This is a genomic window from Shewanella sp. Isolate8 (assembly GCF_022398495.1).
Taxonomy (GTDB): Bacteria; Pseudomonadota; Gammaproteobacteria; order Enterobacterales; family Shewanellaceae; genus Shewanella; species Shewanella aquimarina.
In genome coordinates this window covers 1356692-1381946 of record NZ_JAKEVI010000001.1, presented here as the reverse complement: position 1 = coordinate 1381946, position 25255 = coordinate 1356692, and the positions used below count along the sequence as shown (strand labels likewise).

At 54.1% G+C, this 25255-nt stretch carries 17 protein-coding genes; 9 read left to right on the top strand and 8 right to left on the bottom strand.

Translation table 11 applies throughout. The annotated features are described in order from the left end of the window. Window positions 1-2: 2 nt before the first annotated feature. Together L1D43_RS06100 and L1D43_RS06095 are read right to left on the bottom strand one after the other, a co-directional pair. Complete coding sequence (locus tag L1D43_RS06100) at window positions 3-2576, bottom strand: glycoside hydrolase family 3 N-terminal domain-containing protein (RefSeq protein ID WP_239850332.1); 2574 nt, start codon at window positions 2574-2576, stop codon at window positions 3-5. Then, window positions 2573-3823 carry a sugar MFS transporter gene (locus L1D43_RS06095; protein WP_239850331.1) on the bottom strand — a complete coding sequence of 417 codons (1251 nt, stop codon included), beginning with the start codon at window positions 3821-3823 and terminating at the stop codon, window positions 2573-2575. Before L1D43_RS06095 ends, L1D43_RS06100 begins: the two co-directional genes overlap by 4 nt. A 213-nt stretch (window positions 3824-4036) precedes the next feature. Here L1D43_RS06095 and L1D43_RS06090 point away from each other — a divergent pair, with 213 nt between their 5' ends. From L1D43_RS06090 to L1D43_RS06075, 4 genes are all read left to right on the top strand, one after another. Then, a complete protein-coding gene (locus L1D43_RS06090; RefSeq protein ID WP_239850330.1) occupies window positions 4037-5398 on the top strand; it encodes a GH1 family beta-glucosidase in 1362 nt (453 codons plus the stop codon). 15 nt (window positions 5399-5413) lie between these two features. Then, window positions 5414-6748, top strand: a complete 1335-nt coding sequence (locus L1D43_RS06085) for an MFS transporter (protein WP_239850329.1) — start codon at window positions 5414-5416, stop codon at window positions 6746-6748. Between the two features lie 19 nt (window positions 6749-6767). After that, entirely contained in the window at window positions 6768-7772 is a 1005-nt protein-coding gene (locus tag L1D43_RS06080; RefSeq protein ID WP_239850328.1) for a LacI family DNA-binding transcriptional regulator, read from the top strand. A gap of 697 nt (window positions 7773-8469) precedes the next feature. Further along, a complete protein-coding gene (locus L1D43_RS06075) occupies window positions 8470-11373 on the top strand; it encodes a TonB-dependent receptor (RefSeq protein ID WP_239850327.1) in 2904 nt (967 codons plus the stop codon). Window positions 11374-11795: 422 nt separating this feature from the next. Here L1D43_RS06075 and L1D43_RS06070 read toward each other — a convergent pair whose 3' ends face one another. From L1D43_RS06070 to L1D43_RS06055, 4 genes are all read right to left on the bottom strand, one after another. After that, window positions 11796-12173 (bottom strand): hypothetical protein, encoded by a 378-nt coding sequence (locus L1D43_RS06070; RefSeq protein WP_239850326.1) that lies wholly within the window; start codon window positions 12171-12173, stop codon window positions 11796-11798. A gap of 151 nt (window positions 12174-12324) precedes the next feature. Next, window positions 12325-12792: a GNAT family N-acetyltransferase gene (locus tag L1D43_RS06065; protein WP_239850325.1), complete on the bottom strand. Its 468-nt coding sequence runs from the start codon at window positions 12790-12792 to the stop codon at window positions 12325-12327. A gap of 112 nt (window positions 12793-12904) precedes the next feature. Then, on the bottom strand, window positions 12905-13498 hold the full coding sequence (locus L1D43_RS06060) for a hypothetical protein (protein WP_239850324.1): 594 nt from the start codon (window positions 13496-13498) through the stop codon (window positions 12905-12907). 108 nt (window positions 13499-13606) lie between these two features. After that, window positions 13607-14398: a hypothetical protein gene (locus L1D43_RS06055; protein WP_239850323.1), complete on the bottom strand. Its 792-nt coding sequence runs from the start codon at window positions 14396-14398 to the stop codon at window positions 13607-13609. A 1188-nt stretch (window positions 14399-15586) separates the two neighbouring features. On the opposite strand from L1D43_RS06055, the gene L1D43_RS06045 reads away from it, so the two are divergent. Both L1D43_RS06045 and L1D43_RS06040 read left to right on the top strand, forming a co-directional pair. After that, window positions 15587-16408 carry a DUF2797 domain-containing protein gene (locus L1D43_RS06045; RefSeq protein WP_239850322.1) on the top strand — a complete coding sequence of 274 codons (822 nt, stop codon included), beginning with the start codon at window positions 15587-15589 and terminating at the stop codon, window positions 16406-16408. Window positions 16409-16845: 437 nt separating this feature from the next. Continuing rightward, window positions 16846-18978, top strand: coding sequence for a TonB-dependent receptor (locus L1D43_RS06040; protein WP_239850321.1), 2133 nt, complete (start codon window positions 16846-16848; stop codon window positions 18976-18978). A gap of 90 nt (window positions 18979-19068) precedes the next feature. Here L1D43_RS06040 and L1D43_RS06035 read toward each other — a convergent pair whose 3' ends face one another. Then, window positions 19069-19674: a DUF4136 domain-containing protein gene (locus L1D43_RS06035; protein ID WP_239850320.1), complete on the bottom strand. Its 606-nt coding sequence runs from the start codon at window positions 19672-19674 to the stop codon at window positions 19069-19071. Between the two features lie 276 nt (window positions 19675-19950). Continuing rightward, window positions 19951-22857: a M9 family metallopeptidase gene (locus tag L1D43_RS06030; protein ID WP_239850319.1), complete on the bottom strand. Its 2907-nt coding sequence runs from the start codon at window positions 22855-22857 to the stop codon at window positions 19951-19953. Window positions 22858-23217: 360 nt separating this feature from the next. Here L1D43_RS06030 and L1D43_RS06025 point away from each other — a divergent pair, with 360 nt between their 5' ends. The 3 genes from L1D43_RS06025 to L1D43_RS06015 are packed head-to-tail and all read left to right on the top strand — an operon-like array spanning window position 23218 to window position 25254. Next, window positions 23218-23814: a LysE family translocator gene (locus tag L1D43_RS06025; RefSeq protein WP_239850318.1), complete on the top strand. Its 597-nt coding sequence runs from the start codon at window positions 23218-23220 to the stop codon at window positions 23812-23814. A 32-nt stretch (window positions 23815-23846) separates the two neighbouring features. Beyond that, a complete protein-coding gene (locus L1D43_RS06020) occupies window positions 23847-24422 on the top strand; it encodes a DUF1415 domain-containing protein (protein WP_345773696.1) in 576 nt (191 codons plus the stop codon). 19 nt (window positions 24423-24441) lie between these two features. Next, a complete protein-coding gene (locus L1D43_RS06015) occupies window positions 24442-25254 on the top strand; it encodes a ribonuclease H family protein (protein ID WP_239850317.1) in 813 nt (270 codons plus the stop codon). The last annotated feature ends 1 nt before the right edge of the window (window position 25255 follow it).

Genomic DNA, 25255 nt, shown 5'->3' with positions numbered 1-25255 from the left:
GCCTAGTCGCGCTGGCATGAGATAACACGGCTTTCCTGCTGGCCCTCTTGCTGTATCAGACCTTGCTGCTCGTCAATCGCCACATTCGCCAGCTTGATGCTGTCTCCGGCGCCCAGCGCCAGCGTCATGGGGCTAAACACCCTGGAAAGCTCCTTGACGCCTAAGCCGAAGCAGGCCAGCGGCACCCGGTAGCTATGCCATTTTCCGTCGGCCAGCAGCGCCTTGCTAAGATCCAGACTGCGGCCACAATGCCCCTCACAGACCATAGAAAGCTTGGCAACGCTTGGCTTGTGCTCCAGCGCCATGTCGAAACTCAGTACTGCGTCTTGGTTGGCGAAGCGCCTCAGATCCATGGGGAAATCGTCTCTGAAGGCCAGATAACCGGCGGCGCCGAAACTGAACTGGCGCGCATCTTCCTGCACCTCCCGGTTGATGCTTCTCACCGCCCAGCCCTCATGCTGCCATATGCCTGCGCCTACCCTGTGCATGGCACCATCATCACCCACGGCCAGATGCCAGGGGGCCTTCACCGCCTTGTCGAATATGCTCAGGCGTGTGGCTAAGCCGCTATCGCCGCTGGACTCATCCAGTTGCGCAAGGCGAGCATCCTGCCGATAATCGAACCCCTGCCACAGGGCGAACAGTGTTGCGTCGCGCGCTTGATCAGGCAAACCATCACCATCAGGCTTGGCCGGCCAAGGAAATGGCAGACGACCGACAAAGTCCTGTCTTGGCTTGCCCTGGGCATCGCCAATCAGCACATCGCTCACCCCAGCCCCCTCGCTACCCGGTAACCAGGCGGCCACGAAGGCGTCTGAAAGATTAAGCTCGGGATTGACCCATAAAGGTCTGCCAGACAGCAACACAGACACCAGAGGCAAGCCTTGCGCCTTGATGCTGGCCAACATGGCCAGCGCCTGCTTATCGCCGCGCTGAAATTCGAGATTATCCAGATCGCCATTGCCCTCGGCGTAAGGCGTCTCGCCATACACGGCCACCACCAGATCCGGCTTGAAGCCATCTGGAATGCTGCCATCGACACTGAGGCGCGCCTCACCGCCCCCGGCCTGCATGGCCGCGGCGATGCCGGCAAAGATGCTGGTCGCACCGGGGAAGTCGGCATTGGTCACTTCCGTGCCCTGCCAGGTCATGCTCCAGCCACCGGCCTGCTGGCCAATGTTGTCGGCGCCCTGACCTATCACCAGCACCTTAGCCTGGGATGAGATGGGCAAGATGGGCGAATCACCAACCTTGTTGTTTTTCAGCAGCACCAAAGACTCGGCAACGGCCCGGCGCGCCAGCGCCCTGTGTTCTGGATGACCGATCAGGGCCTGCTGCGCCGCAAAGGGTCTTGCCGATGGCGCCTTGCCATCAAACAGATCGGCTCTCAGCTTCACCCGCAAGATACGCCTGACAGCATCGTCCAGACGTGCCATGGGCAGCGCGCCTTCGCGCACATCGGCGATGGTGTTGGGATACAGGCTACGCCAGCTATCCCCCGGTGCCATCAATATGTCTACCCCGGCATTGATGGCACCGGCGCAGCGCTCGCCGCTGCAACCTGGCACGAAGGCGTGCCCCAGCCAGTCGCCGACCACCACGCCGTCAAACCCCATGCGGTTCTTTAGTACTTGGGTGAGCAGGTATTCGCTGCCGTGCAGCTTTTCACCGTTCCAGCTGTTAAAAGAAGCCATCACAGTCTGAACCCCTTGGGCCAGCGCGCCAACATACCCCTGTCCGTGGCGGGCGATCAGGGCCTGTTCATCGAGCTGGGCATCGCCGCGATCATCTCCCCCTTGGGTACCGCCATCGGCGATGAAATGCTTGGCGGTGGCAATCGTGTGGGCGCCCTTGAGCCAGGTCTCGCCCTGTCCCTGCATCCCCACAACGAAAGCCTCGGCATAGGACTCGATAAGGGCAGGATCTCTGGCATAGCCTTCATAGCTGCGCCCCCAACGCAGGTTCTCGACATTGGCCACAGTCGGTGCAAACACCCAATCTATGCCCGTCGCGCGAACCTCCTTGGCGGTTGCGGCGGCTATGGCCTTAATCAGCTCTGGGTTGCGAGTCGCCCCCAGGCTCATGTTGTGGGGAAACAGGGTCGCGCCAAAGACATTGCCGTGACCATGCACGGCATCTGTGCCCCACAGGGGTGGAATGGCCACGCCGTCTTGGCTGGTATCCATCGCCGCTTGATACATGGCATCGGCCAGGGCCACCCAGTCGTTGGCGTTCGCCCGGCTGTTATTGTCGGGAAACGAGCCTCCACCGTTGAGGTAGGAGCCAAACCCGATACGGCGCATATCTTCCACGCTAAAGTCTCGGATCTCGGGCTGAATGATCTGCGCCACCTTCTGCTCCAGCGTCATCCCGGCAAGCAAACTGTCGACCCTGGCCTCCAGCTCAGGATCGGCGCTAACCTTATAGACACTAGCAGGCCAGCGAGTCACTTCTCGAGCAAGTTCTCGTTCGCTCGCCTGGGCGCCCGCCGATAACCAGGTCAACGCCAGCGCCGCATAGGACAAGGCCCTTACCGGCAGGCCTAAAACCGGCTGGGCTAAAACGGGCAGCTTCATTGTTTCACCTCCACAGGCTCAGATCCCTTAAGGCCATAGAAGAGGATATAGGCATAACAGAGCACAGGCAGCAGGAAGGAGATCGACAGTCCGGCGGCGTCGGCGATCAGTCCCTGGGCCAGAGGCACCACGGCGCCACCTACGATGGCAAGACACAAGATGCCACTGCCCTGAGCCGTGGCCGGGCCTAAATTTTTCAGCGCCAGGCTGAAGATGGTCGGGAACATGATGGAGTTAAACAGGCCGACGGCCAGAATCGCCCACATGGCCAGCATGCCCTGGCTCATCATGGCGATCACCACCAGCAATGCCGCCATGGCCGCATTGAAGCCCAAGACCTTACCCGCAGGCACTCTCTGCATCACGGCCGCACCGATGAAACGTCCGACCATGGCGCCGCCCCAGTAGAAGGCGATGTAATGGGCCGCCTCGGCTTCCTCCATGGCCGCCACACTCGCCTGACCAAGGAAGTTAACCAGAAAACTGCCGATAGCAACCTCACCACCCACATAGACAAAGATGCCCACCGCCCCCAGCACCAGATGACGATGGCTTAGGGCACTCACGACCTCTTCACCCGGTTGCGACTCCTCCTGGCTGTCGATATGGGGGAGCTTCAGCAGGGCAAATACCAGGGCCAGGACCACCAACATGGCGCACAGCAGCAAGTAAGGAAGCTTCACCGCTTCGGCTTCTGCCTCGGCAGAGGCGCCGGCGGCCACAGAAAGTATGAGCAAGGAGCCGAAGGCCGGCGCTATGGTGGTGCCCAGGGAGTTAAAAGCCTGAGTCAGGGTGAGTCGACTCGACGCCGTCTCCACCGGTCCTAGCGCCGTCACATAGGGGTTGGCGGCCACCTGCAACACGGTAATACCGCTCGCCAACACAAACAGCGCCGCCAAGAACAGGCCGTAGGTGGCCGACACGGCTGCGGGATAAAAGAGACCACAGCCCAGGGCGGCGGTCAGCAGCCCCACCACTATGCCCTTTTGATAACCCAGGCGCTTCACCAGCCCCCCCGCAGGAACCGACACTAGGAAGTAGGCGCCGAAGAAACAGAACTGAATCAACATCGCCTGGGCATAGTTGAGGTTAAACACCGCCTTGAGATGCGGGATCAGAATATCGTTGAGGCAGGTAATAAAGCCCCACATGAAGAACAGCGTCGTTAACGATGCCAGGGCAAAGCCAAAGTGGTCTTTGTTACCGGCTTGTGATGTGACGACACTCGGACTGGGTGCAGTAGCCATCTTGTCTCCTTTAATTTTTAAGCTTGCGACAAGGTAATTCGCATTGGTGATTGACCTTTGTGACTTCTGCCACTAGATTAATGTAAGCGCTTTCATTTTTAACACTGAGTTAACCTTTGTCAACCTGTTTTGACCGCAAGAGGCCGCAACAGCACCTCGACAGCGCGGCAAAACGGGCCGACAACTGGGAACGATTTTGGGAACGGGATCACCATGACACACGTAACACCTTTTACCCTGCCGAGAGATTCGCGCCTGATGAACAAGGACTTTCTGTTTGGTGTCGCCACCGCTTCATTTCAGATCGAGGGCGATTATCAGCATCGTTTACCCAACATCTGGGACACCTTCTGTGCCACGCCAGGCAAAATCGCCGATGGCTCCGATGGCAAGGTCGCCTGCGACCATATCAATCGCTGGCGTGAGGATGTACAGCTGATCGCCTCACTGGGGGTCGACGTCTATCGTCTGTCGATCTCATGGGGACGGGTACTCAATCAGGATAGCAGCATCAACCGCCAAGGCATGGACTTCTACATCGCCCTGCTGGACGCATTGCGGGTGCGCAACATCAAGGTGTTCGTCACCCTGTATCACTGGGATCTGCCCCAACATCTGGAAGATAACGGCGGCTGGCTCAACCGAGATACGGCACATGCCTTCGCCCACTACAGCCGCGTGGTGGCACAGGAGCTGGGCAACCGGGTCTACGCCTACTCGACCCTCAACGAGCCATTCTGCAGCGCCTACCTGGGATATGAGGTCGGCGTGCATGCACCTGGTCACCAGAGCCGCAGCCAAGGTCGCACGGCGGCCCATCACCTGCTGCTGGCCCACGGCCTGGCCATGGCCGAGCTTAGACGCTTCGCGCCCCATGCCAAGGCGGGCATAGTGCTCAACTTCAGCCCGGCCTATCCCCATAGCGATTCAGCAGAGGATGCCTACGCTGCCCGTCAGGCGCACGAATACCATAACCTCTGGTATCTGATGCCCCTGATGCAGGGCCGTTACCCAGAGATCATCGATCGGCTCGCCCCACAGGAGAGACCCGAGATCCAACCGGGCGACATGGATATCATCACCGCCGAGATGGATTATCTGGGCATCAACTACTACACCCGCAACGTCTATCGCGCCGGTGGTGAGCTAGGCTTTGAGGATGTACGCATCGACAACGTGCCCCGCACCGCCATGGACTGGGAGATCTGCCCGGGCGCCTTTACCGAGCTACTCAAAGATCTGTCGAGCGAATTCGCCTTACCGCCCATCTACATCACGGAAAACGGCGCCGCCGAAGATGATGTGATGCAAGACGGCGAGGTCCACGACCCCATGCGGCTGGCCTATCTGCAATCTCACCTGCTGGCCGTGCACCAGGCTATCGAGGCCGGTGTGGATGTTCAGGGCTATTTTGCCTGGAGCCTGATGGATAATTTCGAATGGGCGGAGGGTTACCGTAAACGCTTCGGTCTGGTATATGTAGACTACCTCACCCAGCAGCGTACCCTTAAATCAAGCGCCAAAGCCTACCAAGGCCTGCTTGCACAAAGGCAAACGCTGGGCCAACAAGAATAATAATAGGAGGTCGCCATGTTAAGCATTAGAGAGAAAGTCGCCTACGGGCTTGGCGATACCGCCAGCAATATCGTATTTCAAACCGTCATGCTGTTTCTGACTTTTTTTTATACCGACATCTTCGGTATCTCCGCCGCCTTCGTCGGCACCATGTTTCTGGCGGTGCGTATCATGGATGCGGTGACCGACCCGCTGATGGGTTATCTGGCCGATCGCACCCATACCCGTTGGGGGCGATATCGCCCCTACCTCTTGTGGTGCGCCCTACCCTTCGCCGCCATCAGCGTACTGGCCTTTACCACACCTGATTTCAACGAGAGCGGCAAGGAGATCTACGCCCTGGTCACCTATGCCCTGCTGATGCTGGCCTACACGGCAATCAACATCCCCTACTGCGCCTTAGGCGCGGCGCTCACCACCAATCCGGCCGAGCGGGTATCTGTGCAGTCCTACCGCTTCGTGTTTGCCATGTTAGGCGGCCTGATGGTGAGTTCCCTCACCCTGCCCCTGGTGGATTTTTTCGGCAATGGCGACAAGGCCAAGGGTTACCAACTCACCATACTGGCCATGAGCATACTGGGCACCATCATGTTCTTACTCTGCTTTGCCGGCACCAAGGAGCGGGATTTTAGCAAGGACGAAGGCAGCGACAACATGAAAGCCGCCGCCAAGGCGCTTTGGGCCAACGATCAGTGGCGCGTGCTGTCGCTGGCGGCCATCTTCCTGTTAACCGGCCTGGTGCTTAAGTCCACCCTGGCCATCTATTACGTCAAATACTTCCTCGGCCGCGAGGATATGATCAGCCTGTTTGTCACCAGCGGTGTCATAGGCAACATAGTCGGTGTGGCACTGGCAAAGAAACTCGCCGACAAGATCTGCAAGGTAAAGGCCTATATCGGCCTGCAGCTGATCGCCGCCGTCCTGTGCCTGCTGGCCTGGTTTGTCCCGGGTGAACAATACCTGCTAGCCTTGGTGCTCTATATCGCCTGGAACTTCACCATCAACATGGGCACTCCGCTGTTGTGGGCCAAGATGGCCGACACGGTCGATTATGGCCAATTCAAGACAGGCGTTCGCACCACAGGCTTGGTGTACTCCTCGGTGATCTTCTTCATCAAGCTGGGACTGGCCATCGGCGGCGCCCTCGCCGGCTGGTTGCTGGCCGCCTACGGTTATGAGGCCGATACGGTGCAAAGCCAGAAGACCCTGGATGGGATCTTGCTCTGCTTTACCCTTTACCCGGCGCTGGCTTCGATTGCGGTTGCCTTTGTCATGCGACGCTATACACTGGACACTCAAATGGTTACCCAAATCAATACCGCGCTGAAACAAAAACATTCAGGCACATAGCAAGGAAAGCCAAGCATTTATGGCCACAATTTATGACGTATCACTACTGGCAGGCGTGTCCCTAGCGACCGTCTCCCGGGTGGTGAATAATACCGGCAAAGTCAGCGACAAGACCCGCCAAAAGGTCCACGATGCCATGACGCAACTGGACTATCGGCCCAACACCATAGCGCAGTCGCTGGCCTCTAATCGCTCCAACAGCGTAGGCGTCCTGGTCTCCCAGCTCGATGGTCCCTTCTACGGCCCCCTGATGCGGGAGATCGAATCTGTACTGCGCTCGGCCAATAAGCACGTGATCATCGCCGCCGGTCACAGCGATGCCGCCCAGGAGAAAGAGGCGGTGGAGTTTCTACTCTCCCGCGGCTGCGATGCGCTGATTGTGGATGCCGAAATTGTTACCAACGACTACCTGAGAGAGCTGTGCCAGGGCAAGACTCCGGTGGTACTGATCAACCGTCACGTTGAGGGGATAGCGGATCGCTGCGTGCACTTGGATAACCTCAAGGGCGGCCTACTCGCCAGCAGGCATGTGCTGGAGTTTGGTCACAGCCGCATTGCCTATATCTCGGGTCCCCTGTTTAAGCTCGATGCCAGAGAACGTCTGCAGGGCCACAAGCAGGCGCTGGCCGAGCACGGCCTGGCCTTCGATGAGGCACTATTCTTCGAGGGCGACTTTCGTGAAGAGGGTGGCTACGAAGGCATGGCGACGCTGCTCGATAGCGGTGAGCCGTTTAGTGCCGTGGTGTGCGCCAACGATCAGATGGCCTCAGGCGCCATCGCCCTATGTCTCGAGCGGGGCCTACGGGTGCCAGAGGAGATCTCCTTCGTCGGCTTCGATGATATCCCCTTCCCGCGCTACATTTCGCCTAAGCTAACCACTGTGTCTAACCCTATCCAGGATATGGGGCACATGGCCGCTAACTGGGTACTCAAAGAGGTGTACGGCCAGAGCGATATCGAATTCAACCACAAATTCGAACCCCAACTGGTGGTGCGTGAGTCGGTGCAGCGGCCCCAGAGCTAACTGGCACTGGGCTAACAGGTACTGAGTTAACTGATACTGGGCTAACTGATACTGAGCTAACAGGTACTGGACTAGCAGGCACAGGGCTAGCCTGCACGGCGCTCGCCCAGAAAGATCTATTCTCAATAGTGCTAGCTGCCCCGCAGCTAGCCTGTCCTGTACAGCTGACCGCACCTCAGTCCGTCTAAGCCGCCCTCGATTAAAGCTAAGCCGCTCACGTTTAAAGCCAAACCTGTCTGCGCCAGTGTCTGTAGGCAGCTGGGCCTATACACAGCGGAGTCTGTCCGCAGCCGAGCCAGTCCCCAGCTGAGCCTATCCCCAGCCGAATCCGCCACGACTAAGCCTCTCGATAACCAATTTGGCCTAGCTCCACTTCCCCGCTGACCCGTTTTTGGCAAAAGTCGCCACCATAAATGTAAGCGCTTTCAAAAAAATATTTAGCATTAACCCGGCAGAAGGAAATTCAATTATCCAATTAACATTCAATTGGTTACACAAGACTCCTGGCATAACGCTCGTTATCACGATTCAACATTTTGACAACATTTTTACGACCAGCGGTTGACATAAAAGTATCCAGGTCTTAATTTATGTAAGCGCTTACATTTTGCGATTGCAGGAAAAGTTGTATGCAAAGCGGTAAGCTTTACATCAATAGCGTCCCTTGGCAGCCAAGGGTCTCTGGGAGAGGAACCTGATGCGACAATTAGAATTTAAAAGAACAAAGCTAGCCACCAAGATCTCACTGGTGCTGGGTCTGCTGTCTGCCCTACCCGCCGTTGCCGAAGAGGCCCCTGTGGTCGATGGCGATATCGAAGTTATCCAAGTCACCGGCGTGCGCGGTTCACAGGCTAAGGCCATGGACCTCAAACGTCAGTCTGCCGGGGTGGTCGATGCGATCTCTGCCGAAGATATCGGTAAATTCCCCGATACTAACCTAGCCGAATCGCTGCAACGTATCTCTGGCGTGTCTATCGACCGTGTCAACGGCGAAGGCAGCAAGGTGACGGTACGTGGCTTTGGCCCCGATTTTAACCTGGTGCTGCTCAACAACCGCACCATGCCGACCGCCCAGGTGGCCGGCGAGTCTACCCGCTCATTTGAGTTTGCCAACCTGGCCTCCGACGCGATCAGCGGCGTCGAGGTATACAAGACAGGCAAGGCCGATATCAGCTCGGGTGGCATAGGCTCTACCATCAACATCCGTACTGCCCGCCCCTTCGACACCCGCGACCTGGTCGCCACTGTGGGGGTTAAAGCCCACAACGACAGCAGCGTAGAAGATGGCAGCTCGGTCACCCCAGAGATCTCAGGGATCTTCAGCAACACCTTCATGGACGATTCACTGGGTTTTGGTGTATCCGCCTCATACCAGAAGCGTGACAGCAACACCAAGCGCGCCACCATAGACGGCTGGCGCCAGAATATCGATGGCGAGCTCAACCCTAATGCCGTGGTAGTTAACGAAAACCAAAACCCATATGGCAACACCTTCTACGCCCGTAACATAGGCTTTGCCAGCCAGGACACAGAGCGCGAACGCACCAACGCCCAGGCGGTGTTTCAATATGCGCCTAACGACGACCTGGAGATGACCCTGGACTACACCTACTCCAAGCTGTCGGATGTCTCTAATGCCGATACCTGGGGCTTGTGGTTCTCAGGCCCGGGTAACGCCACTAACGCCCATATCAACGAGCATGGCACCTTCGACTATGTGACCGAAGTGGGCGGCGACTACTCGAGCACCATGCAACAAAATGCCTCGGACAACATCAATAAGTCGCTGGGCTTTAACCTCAAGTGGCAGGCGAGCGATAACCTTGAACTGAGATTCGATGCCCACGATTCAAGCGCCACCGCCGAGGGTACCCTGGGCAATAGCGCCGATAACAAGTTCTTCATCCTGGGTGCGCTTAACATCGCCGACAAGACCTATGATGCAACCGGCACTGAGATCCCGCTGCTTGATGCTAACTATGGCACGCTCAATCCAAACGGCGAGCCACACCTGCTCCCCGAGCACTACGCCTCGCTATTTGCCGGGGTACGCGCCGGTCGCAACGAAACCGACATTAACCAGTATCAGTTTGACGGCCGCTGGATAAACGAGAACAACGACGCCCTCTCCTCTATCGATTTCGGACTCTCGTTCACCTCGATGGAAACCCGTGCACAAGGCTCTTACACCGGCCCTATCAGCGCAGGCTGGTACGGCAACATGGGGCTGTGGAAAGACGACGTTAGCTACGTTGGCCTTGGGTCTGACTTCCTGTCTGACTTCTCGGGTGGTGGCAGCGACATGCTGATCCCTTACTACTACACCTATGATCAGCAGGCCGCCATGGAAAAGGCCGAGGCACTTTACGACGTCGAGTATGTATCGGCGCCTTGGCAAGATGATCACCTGATCAAAGAAGACACCACTGCCGCCTATATTCAGGTCAACATCGAGAGTGAGTTCAACAGCATGCCGCTGAGTATCGTGGCCGGCCTGCGCTACGAGCAAACCGATGTGACCGCAAGCTCTATGCAGCAGGAAGCCCAGCAGCTGGTGTGGCTCAACCCTACCGAGTGGCAAACCGTCTATGCCGATGACTTCAGCTACAGCCATGAAACCCATGACTACAAGGAGTTCCTGCCAAACCTGGATATCAACCTGGAAGTGGTCGAGGACGTGATTGCACGCTTTAGTTATAGCCGCACCATCAGCCGTCCAACCCTAGGGTCGATGCGCGCCACGACGGCACTGACGCCGATTCCTAAGGTAGGCTCACGCACAGGTTTTGCCGGTAACCCTGCCCTGAAGCCATTTAGCTCGCAAAACATTGATCTGTCAGTGGAATACTACTACGACAGTGCCAGCTATGTGTCGGTGGGTTACTTCAACAAGGAAGTAGAAAACTTCCTGATGAACACCATAGACACGGTGGAGTATGACCACCTACGCGACCCATACCTAGGTGCCGCCGCCGAGCAAGCCCGCGCCGAGCTGATTGCCAACAATGAGACCCCAAGCGATGAAGCCGTGTTCCAGTGGCTTATCGACAACGGTTATGGCAATGCCGAGGGCCGTGTTCCTCAGGCGGGTGGTGACCCTGTGGCCGAGTGGAACATCAGCAAGCCTAACAACGTCGAAGATCTCAATATCAACGGCTTCGAGTTTGCGTGGCAGCACTGGTTCTGGGATACCGGCTTTGGTTTTGCCGCCAACTACACCCTGGTGGATGGCGATACCGAGTACGATGTTGAGCGTGTCGACGAGCAGTTTGCCCTGCCCGGCCTGTCAGATTCAGCCAACTTCTCAGTTTTTTATGAGAACTACGGCCTGCAGGCTCGTATGGCCTACAACTGGCGCGACACCTTCCTGTCGGGCATGGGTCAGGCAGAAGCCGGTGGACCAGCCCCTCAGTTCACCGAGGCCTATGGTCAGCTGGACATCAGCGTGAGCTACCAGCTCACCGACAATCTGTCCATCTTCGCCGAAGGCATCAACGTGCTTGAGCAGGAAAAACGTGTCTACGGCCGCTACGAGGAGCAGATGCTGCTGGCTCAGCAAAACGCTGCCCGTTACGCCATTGGCGCACGTTACAGCTTCTAAGCTCATACAACAACTGAGCCTACCCTACACGTCAAGGTAGGCTCCAAAACAACACACAACGATGTAAACCCTTTAGGTCATAGACAAGGATAAGGTCTTTTGCCGCGGTCCCCACCGCGGCCTTTTTTTGTTTAAAGAAAAGCAAAAAGTCTCAGCGGGAAGCGGGAAGCGGGAAGCGGGAAGCGATGCAGAGTCTGCACACCAAAATAGCGGCAATTAACGGAAAAATGCTTGTTACCTTCAGGGAAAATCAGCATTCCTTCGCACCATTTTTACAGCACCAAACCAACCTAACCTATTGATATAAAATATTATCTGGCATTTTCACAGGAGAAATGACACTATCTAAGTGTTACTCTTGAACGCAAGGCACTAGTACAATTGACGCCTTGACGAGTTGGCTGTGCCCATCACTTTTCTCATCAGTCTTTATCTAGGGTTATTCTCACATTTTTCATTTCAACGACGTATTCACAACGCCCATCGGCTAAATAATTGCCGCATATGAAAAATTTATTACCCCACAATATTTTTTCCGGATTCCACATACGCTTGTTGTTGAAAACAGAGGTGGGCGGCGTATCTGACTTTTCATAATCAGTCTTCTTGTTCGTTGCCTTTGATTTTTGCAGCCTCTCAAGTTCAGATTTAGCATTTAAATACTCAGCCTGGGCACGCTCTGCTTTTATTTTTAGCTCATGGACCCGATTTTCTAACTGCTCGATTTCTGAGTCAGCAGCGCCAATAGCAGACAAAGGAAACAGAAAAACACACAAAAATGTAAACTTTATTTTCATCATTACCCCCACCATTAGGCCAGCAACATAGGCGAACTTATGACTGTGTATTTTGTTCGATGGCCGAAAATCCATACTAACAAAATGCAGGTGTCAGGCCTTTTCAACAAGCACTGCGACTAACTAACGCCGCAACGGACTAGTACCCCCACTGTTATACACCTGTCTCTGCCACCATGACAGTGACAAGTACACCTTTTGAGTCAACCTGCTCCAGATGCCTAAAGCCGAATTGGGCATATAAGCCGCCAGACAAGTCTTCGGTTTGCAGGTACAGCATAGCGATACCCACCCTGCGCGCTTGCCTAAGTACTTCTTTCACGAGCGCCGATGCTACTCCCTGACCACGAGACTGCTCGCGGACGTAGACACCACCGAGCCAGAACTCATACTCAGGAAACATCTCCATTTCGCGGATTTTCAACTCTGCCGCCCCCACCAGTTCACCTTTTTGCTTGGCGAGCACTATCATAGGCGCACCAAGACGACAGGTAGCAGATGAGACATTCTCACGAACAAACTGGAAGGAGTGACGGCCAGACGCACGACACCACTGGTCGTAATACCACTGAGCAACCGTATCGGCAGCGGGTGGATCATCCGCAAGAAGACAAAATCCCATTTAATCCCTTAAAGCGTCAAACGCCTTACTAATGGGCGTACAAATGCTTGGCTAAAATTGGCGACGAAGGAGCGCAAGCCAAGCGTTTTGCGTCCCTACCATAATGGCCTTGTTATGTGCCTGTGGTCGGCAAAGTGTTATCTATTGCACTTAACTCTAAATCCAATTGAGCTTCATTTATGTGACCTTTTTGATACGCTACCTCTAACTCTAAGAGTTTTACTGTTTGCTCTAAAATCTTGAGATATAAAGGCGCATTAAATGTACGACTTCTTTTAAGGTTGATTAAGTATTCGTTTAGATCACTTAACGTCGCCCCCGATAAATTTTTGCTAACTATATTTTGCATTAAGAAAGTGTCTAAATATTCTGGGTACGGTGGTGGATTCTTTGAATAAAACCCAGTCCTCAACTCATCTTCTTTTGGCAACTTGTTAAAATACTCTATTAATTCTTCACTATATTCATAACACGTCTCTACTGAAGATATCGATGACATTAAGAGTTTAATTACATCTTGTTTTTCTTTTTGTTTCGCTTCGTAATTTGTAATAGATATGGCTAATAGAACACCAACTAATGTCGCAACAAGAGTGAGAAAAAAATTAATACCTACACTATGACGCTCAATAACACTTTTAAATTTAGGTACAAACGTAAAGAGACCAAGAAAACAAAGAAGAATCGTGAATATTAAGTAAAGCATTTCAATCCTTTTGACTGACGAAATTATATGTAAAGGCGCTACACATAACGCCGCGCTTTGCGGCTGGTTTGGAGCGCAGCGGAAAACCAGTCCGACAACAGCGCCTTGTTAGAAGAAGAAACCATAAACCGCCGATGAAACCCCGACAAGACCTGTAACTAATGCAAACACCCAATGCTTTGCTATGAATTCAAGGACTATTTTCGGATGAACACCATGCCGGTCTCGCCACGAAGCATTGGTTTTTATGCTTCCATCTATAAGCCTGCCAAGTATGTTGGCTAGAACATCTACCTTTCTGAGCGTTGACTGATGGAGCTTTACAAATTCTTTAGTTTCAAATGCTTCTGCTTCGCCAGGCCCATCAAGTAGATCTCGGGCGGTTATGTGATTCTTTTCCATTAACTTAACTAAGCGAGGATGCCCAATATATTTGTTACCAAATATAGCGACCAATGCCCTTGCTAAGTCAAATTTTCGGCTTTCGTCGAGTTCCTCAGGCTTTCCTTTAAGCACCTTAAACCTATGCTCTAAGGCCGGAAAACCATAATTTATATCACGCATATTCCAGTGAACCCAATCATATGTCTTGTGCTGGGACATGAATTGATAGAACTCTTTAAGCATTTCTTTTTCAAGTCGATCATACTCAGCATCAATATCACCAAATGCCACGCCTTTAAGCTCTGCGACTTTATGGATAGAGAATGAAGAAGTTTGTCCACTAGCATAATTTCTTACGGCAATAGAAGTAACCCGAGGCGTTTGGCCTTCTGGGCGATCGTAAAAGCTCTCGCATGAGTAGTGAATGATTAAAACGTGCTCTTCCTTGCTAGAAATTTCTTCTAGATGCTTTAAAGCTTTATTCCTCTTCGCGAGCTTCTTCAACTCAGATGACATACTGATCCTTTAATTGTGCGAATAACTTTATTCTTGGGCTCTTCTAACGCTTATTAGGGGGAGTGCCGGATATGTAAATCAAAAACATCTAATATGCCTCCCCATCAGCCAACCTTAATTGACTGAATTTTATACCAATAATTCACTCCTTTTGGCAAGGTTTATCTGATCAACGTTGAATAATGCGAGACCTGATTTAGCGCCCCTGACAGTGCTTCCTATTAAACTGATTCGCCAATGCAATAAAAGCCTAAAAATCAAACAATTATACTTTTGCATCAGAAAAAAACGAGAGTGTTCAATTTACATAGTAGGAAGCAGAATTTTGCCTTTTTCACGATCTCCTATTATAACTGTATAAATACACAGCTATTAATTTTGAGTGTCTCAGATGAGTAAGTCACCTTTCATTGAATCCATCCGTAATGTGTTGAGAACTAGCCGATATAGCTTAAAAACCGAAAAGGCTTACCTGTATTGGGTCAGGAAGTTTATCTATTTTCACCAGAAAAGACATCCAGCCCAACTGCGCGAAGCAGCCGTTGAACAATTCCTTACACACCTTAAACATCCAATACCGCCAAATCGAAGAGACGTTAAATACCGAGTGTAGATACGCCGGTGAGCTTCCGAAACAGGGATGTTTCGGCAGAGCCTAAAAGGACTTATTCACGGCGTCTCACAGGCATATCTGCACAACCCCCGCCAGGCAGGCGTTAGATGGCGATGAAGGTACGACCTTCAACTCGCTTAATAGATGAGCATGTCGCCAAGTGCCAACCAAGCAAACTGTAGAAATGCCAAACCTTCATTCTAAGGGCTGCACACTTTGGGGCAAAAATCAGTTAGCTTTCACACCTTAAACATACCAATACCGCCAAATCGAAGAGACGTTAGATACCGAGTGCACATACGGTCGCTCCATCACATCTGACCCATAAGAACATCAAAAATGTCAGTGTGATGTAGGCAGCATCACAGACCAAGTAATCACGCCATTGATATTTCCATACAGGGCGACGGCCGGCCAGGCCCTTACAATGAAACTCCATCTGACAACAACCTTGATTAACCGGCATTCAGTTAAGCCCCTCCCTTTTTATCTTCCCCCCGTTAACTGTTACACTCATCACAAATTAACGAAGAGTCGGCGCCTCGGCGAATGACTCCAACGCAATTGAGAGTGCAATGCAAGGAACTTTGAAGAAAATGCGCACCGGGCTCGATGAGCAGGGCCTGGCCAATTATCAGCTGCTTGTGGGCGACAATGAAGTCGAACTCAACCCCTTTATCGGTAGCAATATCAAACTGGTCCATACCGGTAATATTTTCTGCTGTAATTGCGGCAAGAAGACCAAGAAGAGTTACTCCCAGGGTCACTGCTTCGTCTGTATGAAGAAGCTGGCGAGCTGCGATATGTGCATCATGAAGCCCGAAACCTGCCATTTTGCCGAGGGGACCTGCCGCGAGCCCGAGTGGGGCGAGGCCAACTGTTTCGTGCCCCACTATGTCTATCTGTCAAATACCTCGGGACTCAAGGTGGGGATCACCCGCCATACCCAGCTGCCGACCCGCTGGATAGATCAGGGCGCCACCCAGGGCCTGCCCATCCTCAAGGTCTCCAGCCGTCAACTCTCTGGCCTGATCGAAGTCGAGCTGGCCAAGATGATTGCCGACAAGACTAACTGGCGCGCCATGTTAAAGGGCAATGCCGCCCCCTTACCGCTCAAGGAGCACGCCGAGGAGCTGCTGCCGCAGATCGAGCAACATCTGCATAGCCTGATGATGACCCACGGCGAGTATGCCATCGAACGCCTGAATGAAGAGATAGTCGCCATCGACTATCCTGTGAGCGAGTTCCCCACCAAGATAGCCTCCCACAACTTCGACAAGGAGCCTGTGGTGAGCGGCAAGCTTATGGGGATCAAGGGTCAGTACCTGATCTTCGATACCGGCGTGATTAACCTGCGTAAGTTCACCGCCTACGAGGTCAGCTTCGAAGCCGAGTGAGTCGGGTGACAGTTTTACTAGATAAAGCTCGACTAGAATAAATCTCGGCTAGAATGAGCCTCTCTCAAATAAAAAGCAGCAAGCGCCTGCATACGAAAGTGTGCAGGCGTTTTTTTAATACAAGTTAGAGTGTAAAGGCTTATACAAGTGCTGATGTAAATGCTACTCCCCCCTCTTCTACAAATGCTTAGGCGCATTCTTAGACAGCATTGTGTGCCAAATCAGAGGAAAACAGCGCGGCTGTGTTACTTCGAGTAATGATTCCCCCCATCGCCAATCACGCTTACTTTTACAAGCGGTGCCAAGGCTAAAGGCCTAATCAGTTCGCCACAAAAATGTAACATATGTAAATCTTGAGCAAACACAAATGATAATCTATATCATTCGCATCAAATTATTGTTCAACCTTTTTTCCTACATAAACCAAGGATAATTTGATGCCCGCTCACCTTGCTTTAAAAAAATCACCTTTGGCCCTCTATACCAGCCTCTTCTGCCTCGGGCTGATGAGCCAGCAGGCGGTCGCCGCCGATGACAGCATAGAACGTATCATAGTCACGGGGAGCCGCAGTGCCGAGAGCATCGAAGAGGTGCCCTCTTCGGTGACCCTGATCGACAACAAGACCCTGGCCAAGGATATGTTGATCACCTCCGAGCTACAAAACATGCTGGCGTTTCGCGTACCAGGCATGGCGCCCAGCACAGGCACCTCAAGTAATGCAGGCCAGACACTCCGTGGCCGTAAGGCCCTGGTGATGATCGACGGCGTACCTCAGTCTACCCCGCTGAGAAACGGCAGCCTGGGCATTCGCTCCATCGATCCCAGCGCGATTGAGCGTATCGAGGTGATCAAGGGTGCAACCTCCATCTATGGCAACGGCGCCTCGGGCGGGATCATCAACTACATCACCAAGACCCCCAGCAGCGATGCCAAGGCCAGCGTTGAGCTGGGCGCCTCCAGTAAATTCAGCGCGGTGAAGTTTGAAGACAGCGCAGGTTATCGCTACCACGCAAGCGTGGATGGTACCCTAGATAAGTTCAGCTACGTGGTTAGCGCCTCCGAGGAGGAAACCGGGCTCGAATATGACGCCGAGGGCGACATCATAGGCCTGATCTACGGCCTGTCGGAAACCAAGTCGCAAAACCTGTTTACCAAGCTGGCCTATGAGTTTGACAGCGAGAAACAGGTTCAGCTGACCTACAACTACTATGAGGCGCAGCAAAACGCCGAACTCATGGACGTCACCGGCAGCGTCAACAGCGGCGTGAAAACTTACGCCATCAAGACCAACCAGCCTAAACCCGGCGTGCCACAGGGACCGCGAGGCAACCATAACCTGATGCTGAAATACACAGATCAGGAGATCTTTAACCAGACGCAACTCACCCTCGACGCCTACTATCAGAAGATAGAAAACATGTTCTTCTACTCTGCCGCGCTGGCCAACCCCAGCGAAGGCTACGATGGCGGCCAATCGCTAATTCGCTCTGAGAAGCGCGGCCTGCGAATCAATCTCAACAGCTACGCCGACTGGGACAATGTCTCTGCCAGCTTCATCTATGGTATCGATGCCCTGAACGACGTCAGCTCACAGCCACTTCACGATGGCCGCATCTGGGTACCCGAGATGGACATGAGCAACCTGGCGGGCTACCTGCAAACCAAGTTGACCCTGTTTGATGACTGGATCCTCAAGGCGGGCGTGCGTCACGACAGGGTCGACATCAATGTCGATGACTACAAGACCCTCAAGGTGTGCCGCACCGCAGAAACCTGTTCCGTGCCCTTCGATGTTAAGGGCGGCGAGTTAGACTTTACCTCGACCACCTATAACCTGGGCCTGCGCTACCAGCTAGACGATGCCTTCAGCCCGTTTGTCAGCTTCTCTCAGGGCGCGGATATCTCAGATCTTGGCCGCCTGCTGCGTACCGCCACGGTAAACGATATCTCGCTTATCCAGACCGAGGCCTCTATCGTCGATAACTATGAGGTGGGCTTCTCGGGCCATTACGACAAGCTCAGCTATGAACTGGCGGCTTATCGCAGCACCTCAGAGCTTGGCACCAGCAACGCCTATGACGCCGCGACCGGGGTTTACATGCCGGTGCGCGCACCACAGAAGATCTGGGGCTATGAGGCGCAGCTGGCCTACCAGTGGCTGGATAACCTGAGCACAGATATGAGCTACAGCTGGGTCGAAGGTAAGGACACAGAGAAAGATACCTACTTGGACGGCCAGGTGATCTCGGCGCCTAAGTTTACCGCCTCTATCAACTGGCAGCCGATTGACGATGCCAGCATCGCCATCAACTACCTGTATGTGGGCGATCGCAAGCGATTCGACCCGGTCGACGGCCAGTACGTTGGCGCTCAGGGACCGATAAGCAACTACCATCTGGTCAACCTCAGCAGCAGCTATCAGATCAACAACTGGCAGTTCAGCCTAGGGGTCGAGAACCTGTTAAATGAAGATTACTATTCGGCGCGCTCTCAGGCCTTTACCTATTCGGGCTACAACACCAAGGGCCTTGGCACCACCATCAACCTTGGCGTGAAGACACGTTTCTAACCGATACAAAAGCGCCGCCCAGTGTTTGAGCGGCGCTTTTTTCTAACTAGCTAACCCTACAGCCTTATCAAGCTTTCACTTCAGGCGAGATCAAGGCTGCCGAGGCAGCGCACCCAGCATCTTATTGATCACCCGGGCAAGCCTTTCATCGGCCTCTTCGCTAGCCAAGGTATTGTCTGAATTTAATGGCGTAAAACCTTGGGCTAATACCCGCCAGCTTGGCGATGCCTGCCTGGGGTCGAACACCAGCAGCAGTACAGAGCCCTTCTCGAAGCGGCCCATATCCACGCCTTGCTCCGAGACCCCCGGCACCAGACCTGCTTTTTGTAAGATCTCACCGTCGCTCATGGTCTCGCCGAGAGCCACACCATAGCCGATCAAGAGATTAGGCGACTCGTCGTCGGCCACCTGCCGATACCCCTTGGCCTGCATCACGGCATTGATGGCGCTGCGCATGCGCGATTTAAGCTGATCTGGCTCCACCTCTCCCCCCACATTGAGCAGCTCGACATCGGGATGCAGGGCAAAGGCCTGATGATGACTCGCGATAAAACTCAAGTCGCCACTGGCCACCATGGTCAGACGATCCTCGGGTGCCATGAGCAGTTGCAGTGGCTCCTCCTGACTCACGCTGCAGGCGGTCATCCCCGTTATCAGCATCAGACTCAGGCTCAGATTCAGCAAGATAGATTTCATTTCGGCTCCTCGTCCTTAGTGGGCAGTCCTTGGTGAATGTTCGATTAGCGGCAGCGTTAATCGGCATGGCAAAGTATAGGCCAAAGATCATGAACCTAAGCTGACAAAGTGTTAACAATCATCTCTCTAACGCTCCTTGGGCGCTCACTGGACACTCCCTAAACGCTCCCTAGAAAATAGTCGGCGGGCAATAAACAGACTGAAAATGGCGAAAAGCAACAGATAAAAAAACGCCGGCACTCGGCCGACGTTTTGGCTTTAAATCTCCCCAGAGGATTAGTTGGCCTCTATGGTCACCACTAGGCTGGCTCCGCTGCTAGAAGGCGCGCCATCGGCACTGACATAGAACCAACCTTCGGCGGGTAATTCGACACGAATATGCTCATCGTTGCCGACATTTTCCGACTTAACCTGATAGGCCGTCGGGCTTGCCCATGTGGTGGCATTAGCATAGAGATTCAGATCGCCGCTACCATGGGCCGTGTCGATCTCGATAGCCGAGGTATTGGCCGGCACATAGAAGTAATAACTCGAATGCCCGTCGGCCACACACACCGCCTCGCCAAACTCTACCCCACCATAGCTGTATGGGCTTTGACTTAGGCAGGCATCGGCTACCTGGGTCGAACCGTTGTCCGGCGCACCGCCTGCACTCTTGCTTATCTTGAGGCTAACGCCGTCGAACGGGGTGACTGCTACTGTGGAGAGATACACCCAGCCACGATTGGCCACCACACTGATCAGCTCCTCGTTGCCGCTGTTTTGTGACTTCACCTCATAGTCGCTCGGGCTCGCCCAGGTCTGCCGGTTAAAGTAGATATCCAGATCCCCCTCGCCACCCGTGGTGCTGATGTAGAGCTGGGTATTGTCCTGCTCAACATAGGTGTAGTAGTAATTCACCCCAGTGCCCGCCACACACTCGGCCTGCTCCTGAGTGAGGTTACCGTCGCTGATGGTCGCCGCGCCGCAATGGCTCACCTCTCCGCCGCCATTGGCCGCATCGGCATTGTCGCCTACACCATTGCCATTTTCATCGGCCCACTCGGTCGGATCGTTCGGGAAGGCATCTTCACTGTCTATGACGCCATCGCCATCGCTGTCGACCGGCGGCACCACGCCCCCTTCGAGCGGCGTATCGTTGCTGGTCACCGTCAGCAGCCAGCTGTTCCACTGGGCGTCATAGTTTGTGCCTATGGTGTTATCGATATAGCTGAGCCAGCCGGCGGTATCACCGGCGCGGGCATGCACCAGCAGCGCATCGACATCGCTTCTGTGCTGCTCAAACAGGAAGCGCACGGCCAGGTAACCCCAACGATAGACTCTGTCGGTGCCGCTGTCATAGGTGTTGGCCAGGATCTCACTCAGGCTAAAGGCCTGGCTACGGCCTATGTCAATCGCCTCATCGTAGCGATTCTGATGAGAGATATATTCGGCCAGCCCCTCGGCCCACCAAACTGACTTGCCGGTATCGATATCGAAGTAGTTAAACGCGCCATAGAGGTTGAAGCGACCATCTAAATAGTGCACATATTCGTGTCTCAGGTTCCATACCAAAATGTCGTCTGTCCAGGTCGCCTCATGGGCGATGAAACGGGCCTGATTGTTGGGATCCGACGGTGTCCCCTCCAGATACATGCCGCCGTTATCGGTATTGATGCCGAAGATGATCCCCGCATAGGCATCATAGTCGTCATAGCTGTCGAAGATGTTGACCTGAAGGTCTTCGTTATAGTCATCGGCCACCGGCACCCCACCGGTCGCTAGGATCTGATGAAACAAGCCCTCTTCCTCACCCATGAGATCGCAAGAGGCTTGCAGCTCAGGGTCGGTCAGCTGCTGGGCGCGGATCTTGATGGTATCCGAGCAACTGTAGTGAATAGCCAGTACACTGCTCTCTAGCTCATCCTGCCAGCCACAGATCCCGAAGCTGTCACACTGACCCGGGTTGTAGTCATCCAGATAGCCGGCGCCATCGGCCCACTGCTTCGACAGACGGGTGAACTTAGCCATATATTGCTGCACACCCGTGTTAAGGCTGGTTTTAAGGCTTTCGGGAAGCTGCCAGTATGACTGATACTCATAGAATCGGCCAAACTCGTGGAAGGCATCGGTCGACTCGAAGGCATAGCTTGAGTTGATGATATAGTCTGAGGTCGCCACCTTAAGCAGCGCCTGACGCAAGTCGTCAAACTCCATGGCGGCCTTGGTATAGGTCTCGTTCCAGCTGCCACGATAGAGGGTGGTCAGCGCCTTGGTCAGTGCCGTCCTGTGATACCAGGAGGCCAGGTGCTGCTCGCTGAACCGATTGAGGTAGTCGGTGATCACCGCCGCCGAATCATAATAGTTATAGGAGCTGTCCCAGGCGATAAAATACTCCTGCAGCGTGTTGCCCTGCATGTCGCTCAGGCTGTTAAAGGCCGGGTTCTTGGCATATTCCAGCAACAGTTCGCGCATGGCATTGCTGGCACGACTGTCGCCATAGTTAAGGTTGTCGTTGTAATACTCTATGTAGAAGGCGCCGCGCAAAAAATAGAACAGGTTAAGAAATTCACCGCCCGTACTGCTGTCGTAGCTTGCCGCGTCTGCCTTGGCCAAGTTCGCCACGGCCACCACATTGTCCGCCTGATAGACCTTGACCGCGGTGGCATCGTTGCGGGAATAGAGTTCGGAGATGCAGGAAAACTCCGCCTGACGCACAAAATCATACAGCGCCTGGCCGCTTAGGTTATCGAACTGACTGTAACCGTTACAGGGATCGGCCTCGGCCGCTGGCCCCTTGGCTCCCAAGTTGCCCTGCATACCCATTAGCCCCAGGCTGCCCTGCATACCCATTAGCCCCAAACTCCCCTCCACTCCGTGCTCGCTGATCTTATCGGCGTTTTGAGAGTTGGCTTTCTTAAGTACCGAGGGCGCTTGCTCGCCGACGACAATATCCCGTGCCCCAGCGGGCTGAGGCGCCGCCTTGTCAGCGGCATGAATGGAGCGAGTCCTATTCTTACCTTGGTTGCTTGGCGACTGCTGCGCCTTAAGCGGAGCTGCTTGAGTCGGCGGCGCGACCTTTGCCGTGTGCGAGTCTTGGGCTTGAAGCGCCCAGGGTGTGGCCAGCAGCGAACAGGCCAGGGCGAGCGCCGTGGGCGTGAAGCGGCGTGCATGCGCACCGCGGGCTAATCTGTTGATTGTCATAGTGGTTGTCATAGTAGGTGGTCTCCAGACCGACAGGCCCATTAAGGCCTGACATTACTCAGGTTGATGAGACTCGACTCACCTTCTTCGAGGCGTCCTGCCGAGCGATTAGCACATCCTTGTTAACCTAGAGTTAACAATTTATGGCAAGACTGTTATATTTTATACAATATATTATTGCAAGTGCTCGACAGGAGATTTACTTTAGCAAAGTGCAAAATACATAGGAGATAATCTAACAAAATCAATTTTTACAGTAAGTTATAACGAAATTTAGATAATAAAAAAAATTTGCTGGTCAGCAGAGACGCCGCCTGAGATCATAGCGATTCGACTCATCACCCGAGAGACACGCCGTTAATGGAACTGGTTTTCGCCATCGCCCTATTTGCCTTCTCCTCTGGCATCACCCCAGGCCCCAACAACATCATGTTGATGACCTCTGGGGTAAACTTTGGCATCCGCCTGAGCCTACCCCACCTGGCGGGGATCTGCATCGGCTTTCCCTGTATGGTGCTGGCCATCGGCCTGGGGCTGAGCGCCGTGTTTCAGACCTATCCCCTGCTGCACCTGGTCATCAAGTATGTCGGCATCGCTTATCTGCTTTATCTGGCGTGGCTGATCGCCAACAGCAGCAGTCGTATGGAGGGGAAACAGACGGCAAAACCGCTCTCTTTTCTGCAGGCCGCAGCCTTTCAATGGGTCAACCCTAAGGGCTGGATCATGGCCGTCGGCGCCATCGCCACCTATACGGTGATGGACAAGCCGCTCACCCCCCAGGTGATCACCATCGCCAGCGTCTTCCTGAGTGTCGCCCTACCCTGCGCCTTGGTATGGCTAGGGTTTGGGGTAGCGCTCAAGCGACTACTTAAGCATCAACGCCAGCAAAAAGCCTTTAACATCACCATGGCGCTCTTGCTTGTGGCCTCTATCATCCCTATGATCGCTCCTCAATAACACACAGAAAAACCAGATCATACGGAGCAGCCGTGGCAGCGACAGAGTGCAATCACAACGCCGAAGATAGAGGCGTCGCCTTAGCCACCCAGAATTGGGTCGAGAAGGTGATCATGAAATACAATATTTGCCCCTTCGCCCGCCGAGAAGTGGAGCGCAACAGCATACGCTACAAGGTGGCCGAGCAGCATCAGCTGGAGGCCGTGTTAAACGAGCTGGTCGACGAATGCCACTACCTCGAGGAGCATCCGCAAACCGAAACCACACTGTTTATTCTGCCGCGTGGCTTCGAGGGGTTTTATCAGTATCTGGATCTCGTAGATATCGCCGATGCCCTGCTGATCGATCAGGGATTCGAGGGGGTATTCCAGCTGGCCAGCTTCCACCCCGACTACTGCTTCGAGGGCGAAGAGTCATCCAGCGCCGCCAACTACACCAACCGCGCGCCCTATCCCACCTTGCATATCATACGTGAGGCCAGTATGGAGCGTGCGCTAGCCGACTATGACGACCCCGAGTCGATCCCCGAGCGCAACATCGCCTTCGCCGAACGTAAGGGCGAGGCCTTCTTCGTCAAGCTGCTGCAAAGCTGTAAACAGGCCGATTAATTCAAGGGAAGAGCATCCGATGGCAAGCAAATATTATGTGGTGTGGGCGGGACGCGAGACAGGCATATTCACCAGTTGGCCCCAGACCAAGGCCTTGGTCGACGGCTTTGCGGGCGCGCGCTACAAATCCTTTAAGACACAGGCCGAGGCCGAGGCCGCCTTTAAGGGCGGACAGAGTAAGGCCGGCAGTGCAAGATCTGCCTCCTACAAGGCCAGCTCAACAGCCAATTCAACAGCCAATACAACAGCCAATACAACAGCAAGTAAGCCAAAATCGGGCGCGAGCAGTCAGCAAAGCACGAGCGAGCATCCCGACAGCGATATCGATATCTATACCGACGGCGGCTGTGAGCCCAATCCCGGTGAGGCCGGTTCTGGTCTGGCACTCTATCGCCAAGGCGAGTTGGCCGAACTCTGGTATGGACTCTATCACCCCATGGGCACCAACAACACCGCCGAACTCAACGCCCTGCATCAGGCGCTGTTGATGGCCAAGCATTATCTGCAGCAGGGACAGAGCGTTCATATTCACAGCGACTCCCAATATGCCATCAAGTGTATCTCAGTGTGGGCCTATGGCTGGAAGGCCAATGGCTGGCGTCGTAAGACGGGGGAGATCGCCAACTTAAGCGTGATCCAGGAGGCCCACGCACTTTACGATAGCTTAAAGGCGAAGCTGAAACTCAGTCATGTGGCGGCCCATGTGGGGATCGAGGGGAATGAGCTGGCCGATCGCATGTCTATCTACACCCTGGAAACCAAGCAAGCCCAATTCTGTCGCTACCAGGAGCCGCTGGATATCCCGGCGCTGCTAGCACTGCGCGCCGGGTAGA

Bases quoted from the DNA above. Each gene is read 5' to 3' on its own strand.
- L1D43_RS06100 (WP_239850332.1), bottom strand. From the start codon at position 2,576: ATGAAGCTGCCCGTTTTAGCCCAGCCGGTTTTAGGCCTGCCGGTAAGG.
- L1D43_RS06095 (WP_239850331.1), bottom strand. From the start codon at position 3,823: ATGGCTACTGCACCCAGTCCGAGTGTCGTCACATCACAAGCCGGTAAC.
- L1D43_RS06090 (WP_239850330.1), top strand. From the start codon at position 4,037: ATGACACACGTAACACCTTTTACCCTGCCGAGAGATTCGCGCCTGATG.
- L1D43_RS06085 (WP_239850329.1), top strand. From the start codon at position 5,414: ATGTTAAGCATTAGAGAGAAAGTCGCCTACGGGCTTGGCGATACCGCC.
- L1D43_RS06080 (WP_239850328.1), top strand. From the start codon at position 6,768: ATGGCCACAATTTATGACGTATCACTACTGGCAGGCGTGTCCCTAGCG.
- L1D43_RS06075 (WP_239850327.1), top strand. From the start codon at position 8,470: ATGCGACAATTAGAATTTAAAAGAACAAAGCTAGCCACCAAGATCTCA.
- L1D43_RS06070 (WP_239850326.1), bottom strand. From the start codon at position 12,173: ATGATGAAAATAAAGTTTACATTTTTGTGTGTTTTTCTGTTTCCTTTG.
- L1D43_RS06065 (WP_239850325.1), bottom strand. From the start codon at position 12,792: ATGGGATTTTGTCTTCTTGCGGATGATCCACCCGCTGCCGATACGGTT.
- L1D43_RS06060 (WP_239850324.1), bottom strand. From the start codon at position 13,498: ATGCTTTACTTAATATTCACGATTCTTCTTTGTTTTCTTGGTCTCTTT.
- L1D43_RS06055 (WP_239850323.1), bottom strand. From the start codon at position 14,398: ATGTCATCTGAGTTGAAGAAGCTCGCGAAGAGGAATAAAGCTTTAAAG.
- L1D43_RS06045 (WP_239850322.1), top strand. From the start codon at position 15,587: ATGCAAGGAACTTTGAAGAAAATGCGCACCGGGCTCGATGAGCAGGGC.
- L1D43_RS06040 (WP_239850321.1), top strand. From the start codon at position 16,846: ATGCCCGCTCACCTTGCTTTAAAAAAATCACCTTTGGCCCTCTATACC.
- L1D43_RS06035 (WP_239850320.1), bottom strand. From the start codon at position 19,674: ATGAAATCTATCTTGCTGAATCTGAGCCTGAGTCTGATGCTGATAACG.
- L1D43_RS06030 (WP_239850319.1), bottom strand. From the start codon at position 22,857: ATGACAATCAACAGATTAGCCCGCGGTGCGCATGCACGCCGCTTCACG.
- L1D43_RS06025 (WP_239850318.1), top strand. From the start codon at position 23,218: ATGGAACTGGTTTTCGCCATCGCCCTATTTGCCTTCTCCTCTGGCATC.
- L1D43_RS06015 (WP_239850317.1), top strand. From the start codon at position 24,442: ATGGCAAGCAAATATTATGTGGTGTGGGCGGGACGCGAGACAGGCATA.